The 6,008-nt window shown below is 39.7% G+C and carries 4 protein-coding genes; all 4 read right to left on the bottom strand.

Annotation, left to right across the window (positions count from 1 at the left end):
- Window positions 1–1,554, bottom strand: a 1,554-nt coding sequence (locus K333_RS0109635) for a cysteine peptidase family C39 domain-containing protein (protein ID WP_036889166.1), incomplete at its 3' end; no start/stop codon positions are given.
- A gap of 103 nt (window positions 1,555–1,657) precedes the next feature.
- Window positions 1,658–3,985: a TonB-dependent receptor domain-containing protein gene (locus K333_RS0109630; RefSeq protein WP_027452632.1), complete on the bottom strand. Its 2,328-nt coding sequence runs from the start codon at window positions 3,983–3,985 to the stop codon at window positions 1,658–1,660.
- A 1-nt stretch (window position 3,986) separates the two neighbouring features.
- A complete protein-coding gene (locus K333_RS0109625; RefSeq protein ID WP_238314562.1) occupies window positions 3,987–5,345 on the bottom strand; it encodes a radical SAM/SPASM domain-containing protein in 1,359 nt (452 codons plus the stop codon).
- Window positions 5,346–5,435: 90 nt separating this feature from the next.
- The gene (locus K333_RS0109620) at window positions 5,436–5,636 is read right to left on the bottom strand and encodes a hypothetical protein (protein ID WP_024990702.1); all 201 of its coding nucleotides are present in this window, start codon (window positions 5,634–5,636) and stop codon (window positions 5,436–5,438) included.
- Between the last annotated feature and the right edge of the window lie 372 nt (window positions 5,637–6,008).

Raw genomic sequence — 6,008 nt, 5'->3', positions numbered from 1 at the left:
ACCTTGCGGAATGTGAATGCTCACATCGTCTATGGTCTTGTGCAAAGCATGTGGGTCATACTTGAACATGATGTTCTTGATGTCAATGCCCTCGTCTTTATTCTCTATTGAAGTTTTCAAGCCTTCCTTTCCATTCTCGTCATCCATCTGATGAATCTCGTTGATACGTTCCAAGCTAATCTTCACATCTTGCAGAGAATAAAAGAAGTTCATCAGTTGCTCCACAGGCGAATTGAGCTGCCCGATGATGTATTGTACGGCAAGCATCATACCGAGTGTCATCTGTCCATGAATCACAGCAGTTGCAGCGACTACCGTGATGATGATGTTCTTCACCTCGTTGATGAAGATGCTTCCAGCCTCCTGGGTCTGTTGGAGTTTAAGCGACTTCATCTGCACACCGAACAGGTCTGCCTGCGTGTCCTCCCATTCCCATCTTCTGCGCTGCTCACAATCCTGCAACTTGATTTCCTGCATGGAAGTGATGAACTCGTAGGTCTTGTTGTTGTTGATGGCTTGCTGCTCAAACAATTCATAGTCGAGTACCTTTCTTCGCTTCAAGAACAAGGTCATCCATACGCCATAGAGGATGCTTCCCAACAAGAAGATGGCAAACACCAACTTATTGTAGAAGAACAGCACCACCGAGAATACCACGAAAGTAAGCACGGCAAAGGTGATGTTGAGCGTCTGCTGTGTTAGGAAATTATTCACACGGCTATGATCATTCATCCTCTGCATCAAGTCGCCCATGAGCTTCGTGTCAAAGAAAGACATTGGTAGCTTCAAGAGCTTGATAAAGAAGTCGCTCACTAATGATATATTGATGCGCAAGGATATGTGAAGCAATAACCATCTGCGGATAAAGTCAATAGCCGTTCTGCTGATTGTAAGCATCAACTGTCCCAACAGAATAAGCCAAACAAAGCCAATATCTTGATTCTTGATGCCGACATCCACGATGGACTGAGTGAGGAACGGCAGGACAAGCTGCAAGAGGCTCCCGACTATCAAGCCCAAGATGATTTGCCCGAAGTACTTGCGATATTTCTTCACATACCCAAAGAGAAAGCGGAAAGACCGCTTCTCTTTGATGTTCTCTTCACCTTGCATCTTATAAGTAAAGAAAACAGGAGTGGTTTCCAAGAACATAGCAATGCCCTTGTCTTCACCATTGGAGCTCGTGCTTATCCAATGTTGCTTGAACTCCTCTAATGTATAAACAACCAATCCCTTCCCTGGGTCTGCTACATAGAAGTTCTTTCCTTTCTTGACTTTATACAAGACAACAAAGTGATTTTGGTTCCAATGAAGGATACAAGGTAAAGGGACTTCACCTAGCACCATAGTTGTAGCTCTAGCGCATGTAGTATGCAAGCCAAGTGTGTTTGCTGCCTCATTGATACCTAACAGAGAGACTCCTTCCGCAGTAGCAAAACAAAGTTTCGACAGAAAATCCAAAGTGTATTCTCTGCCGAAATATTTACATACCATTTGCAAGCAGGCTATTCCGCATTGCATGGAGTCATGTTGATGTATAATAGGAAAAATCATATCATTTATATTAAAAATTAACTTTCTATGTTTTCATTTTAAGAAACTTTCTGTTTGCAACAAGTTGATTTTTATTCTTTTCCGAAGCTTTAGTTTTATGACTTTACATTCTGTTCTTTTGAGATTGACCTGCACCAGTTCCTTTATACTTGCTGTTCGTTGCGTTAAAGCGATAGCGGATGCTAAAGGTAATGGTACTTGTGGAATTTAGGTCATATAACATAGTTCTTTGCACACCTGAATAGAATGTGCGATGTTGGTTCCCCGTTCCGAATACATCTGAAACGTCAAGTGTCAACGTAAGGCGATTCTTGAGCAACGACTTGTAGAGTGACAGGTCTGTATTGAAATAGCCTTGGCGGATACATTTGTTACCCATATTACCTTCAGTCTGTGCGGTCATTACAAATGAAGCCGTCAGCAACTTGAAGTCAAACGCATTGGTAAGTTGGAAAACTGCCACAGGATTGTCAAGCTTATTGCCCACATGCGTATTCATCTTGAGCCATTGCTTAAAGAGCATTGTTTCCAATGTTGGATGCCAAATGCCAAAGGTAGGGTTCAGCGTCAGTCCAGCTTGGAAAGAGTTGTAGCTATTGATGTTCTCTGGGCGAGCGAGTGACTTCATCGGATCTCCACGATAAGTCTGCGTCATCGTACAAACCTCATCTGAGATATGCGAATAAACCAATTGCAGATTGAGCCATTCCCAAGAGAGTCCGTAGGTAAGATTGTGTGTAATTGAAGGAACGAGGAATGGATTGCCCGACTCGTATGTGTATTGGTTGTCATACTGCACACCGCTTCTAAGCTCGTTGTAGCTTGGACGATAGATGTCAGTGGCATACGTCAGTTGCATCTGTGTCTTGCCAACAGGAAGCGAGAGAGCCAAAGACGGAAACCAATTGCCGTAAGTCTTGCTCTGTTCTGCTATATACAAATCATTGTCATAATAGTCAAAGTTGATGTATTCATAGCGAAGCCCTGCTTGCATCGTCAGTTGCCCGAAACTATGGCTATAGTCAACGAACGCAGAAGTCATTGACTCCTTGACTTTTTCTTTCTCGTTATCAACCACTTCAGGCTCCACTTGGTAGTGACTTCTTCGATTCACATGACTGTATTCACCGCCCAACGAAAAAGTGCCGTTCAACAATGGAATACTGAGGACAAGTTTGGATGCCAACAAATAGTTGCGATTGTTGCGATAAGAGCAGACATCAGACTTTTCCGTCTCTGTCTGGCGATATTCGTCAAGCACTGTTTCGTATAAGTCCATCCACTGCTTCTTGCCATACCAATAATAATCTGTATTGAAATCCACATTCAGCCCTCCTATCTTGCCAACATAATAAGCATTGGCGGAATAAGTCGTTGACTGACCTGGACTCAGATAATCAACGGTTGAAGATTCCTTCTGTACATTGTTCTGCATTATATTGAACGTCTGAGTTCCTTCGCCCTTATCCTTTGCTAAACGATTGTAGCTGAAGCTGGCACCCAAATTGCTTTCTTCGCCAAGCATATAGCTTACCCCCAAGCGTGCGTATGGGTTGATGTTAGTGAATTCCTGATTGACGTTCATATTCTGCTGCCAAGTATCTGTGATGTATGAATATTGCGTCACCTGTTTGTTTTCTGGAGTGTGAGCATATGCACCATACAAGAACCCATTGACATCCAATCCTCCTTTTCGATAATTTCCTTGGAACGATTCGTATGAGCTCAAGCGTTTTTCCTCATTGACCGAAAACGTAGTTTTGTTGTCAAAGCTGAAGCCTTCGCCCTGCGTCTTCTTTGTGGTAATGCGTATGACACTCTTCACACTGGCATCATATCGTGCACCAGGGTTGTTGATTACTTCAATTTTCTTTATGTTGCTTGGTTGCAAACGTTGCAAATCCATTTGGTCTTGCATCTTCCGACCATTGATAAATATTACAGGTGTGCCACGACCAAACACTTCTATTTGTCCATCTTTGGCAGACACATTAGGAATGCGTGAAAGCAACTGTTCCATATTGGAAGTTTTCTCCAATACACTGCCTTTTATATTTGTTATCATTCCCTCTCCTCGCAGCACGGTCTTTGGCAACGAACTTTTGACAACAACCTCGCCAAGCATGTTGGTGCTTTCCTGAAGTTTTAAGGTGACGGTAGTTTGCCCCGTATAATTTATATATTGTGTTTCATAACCGATGAGAGAAACTCGAATGACATTGCCACTCTTTACGCCTTCAAGCATGAAAGAACCATCTTCCTTACTAACCGTTCCTTTAATGAAAGAAGAGTCTGCTTGTAACAGTTCCACAACATTGGCAAATGAAATCGGCATACCTTTTGTGTCTGTCACAACCCCTTGAATGTTCTGTGCCATCAGCATTGGGCATAACCCTAAGAACATTATTAGTAATTCAAAATACTTTCTCATATTATTCTACTTTATCTATAAGACAATTATCAGGCTTGGCAAAAAGTCCTAATTTCTGAGAATAAGACTTTATCCTACAGTTTCTCATGCTACAAAAGCTATGTAACTTGCATGAATTACAAGTGTCTATTTGCGAAATTGTTATACCACCTCGCATCAATTGCCACGCCGATTCTTTCTCCCAAATGTCTTGCAAAGTTTCTGTCTTTAAATCTCCTATCTTCAGAAAAGGAAGATTAAAGGCATAAACGCATGGATATACACAACCATCAGAACTTATAGCGACACGTTTTGTCCCTGCTGCACAAAAGACCTTTTCATCCTTACTATAGCCATCTATGTTTTCTTTATATGAGAGATTAGGAAAGTCTATTGTAATTCTATCAGAGTAGTTGGTTTGAAGTTGAGTAATCTTTTTGCGCATTAGACTTTCTTCTTTTGGGCTCAAAAGTAAAAAATCGTTTGAAAACGCCCTTCCTTCTGGTTCTACTAAATTAATAGACAAATGATGTACGCCCTTGTTTATTAAAAAAAGTATCAACTCTTCCAAATGCTCCTTGTTGTGGGCATTTACAACATGTGCAATATTGAGGTTTACATCATTCTTCACCATTAGATTAATTGTACGGACTATATGCTCAAATGTATTTTTCCCTCTAAGGAACTCATGTTGTTCTGCTGTACATCCATCCAACGAAATTGTTACAGATACATTTTTCTTCTTGAAAATATCCAAATTTTTCTCAGAAATCAGCATACCATTAGTAAGAATAGAAAAACTCATACGTAAGTCTGTTACTTTTCTTAGCAACTGTTCGAAATGAGGATACATCATAGGCTCCCCACCGCTAATAATGACATTATAAATATTGGCTTTTTCTAATTCTATGAAGATTTTTTCCCATTCATGCGTAGACAAGTGAGTTCTTTTATCACTATGTAATTCTGATGACTGAAAACAATGCTTACATTTTAAATTACAATTGTGTGTCAATAGAAGTTCAACATCCATAGGGGAGGATGTTATAGGAATTTGCTCAATAGCATGAATGTTCGAAAAACGATTCGTTGAATGATATGAGATTTTACTTTGGACAAACAGCTGCTTAAACCCAAACTCTTTTTCTATTTGACTAACATTGTCCCATTTCAAGTGTACACCTTGTTCTGCAAGACTATTTTTCACATCTTCGTATGCTCTGGCATTTGTGTAGAAGAGATGCAAAAGTGTATAAAGCGAAGCTGTTAATCTTGCCAATTTTCGTGTTTCAATGTTGTACAAGGCATATGAGTTGCCATAATATTCATCATGCCTCATTATCCATTTATTTGATATTGTGTACAAAGCTCTATTGTCCATATCTATTACTTTTGATAAAATGGTCAAGAGAATTAAAATAAACTCTCTTGACCATAAAATTATTGAATGCAAGTGTATCCGTTAACTACCTTATGGCTTCTTCGTAGTGTTGGTAGTTGTTGTTGAAGTCGTTGGCTTAGAAGGAGAAGTTGTTCCTCCGTTATTTGTTGTGTTACAACAATTGCTTACACCTTGTACTCCAATTGCATAAACTGTGACATCCTCGATGCCAAAGCCCCCTCGCATCAAAGCGAGCTCTTCTTTAGAAAGAAGTTCTTTTCCTTTGTCCATAATTTTCTGTTTTAAAATTAAACAAACTGTTAACTGCCTAGGAATCTACGTGTATTAGAAGTTACGCCTTTTTACCCAGACGGGGCTGTATCAACCTTGCGCAAAGGTTATTGGAACAATTGCACCAAAACGAAAGCAAACTGCAATTATTTGCCTCATTTTGTATTCTGAGTGCAAAGGTTTGAAGATTTTTTGAAACAAAGTAATTTTCAGAGAATATTTAAATTACATTAAACTATGTTGTACGTGATTATACTTTGCATAATAACGCTAAAACAACATTTTCACTTACTTTTTTTTACGGTTTACCTGCATCTTTATTCTATTTGATTCATTAATAAGTTGTCTTGCTATACTATCTTTATATGATGC

It is taken from the genome of Segatella albensis DSM 11370 = JCM 12258 (assembly GCF_000426565.1).
GTDB lineage: Bacteria > Bacteroidota > Bacteroidia > Bacteroidales > Bacteroidaceae > Prevotella > Prevotella albensis.
Note: the sequence above shows the minus strand (reverse complement) of the source record. Positions and strands in the feature narration are given on the sequence as shown.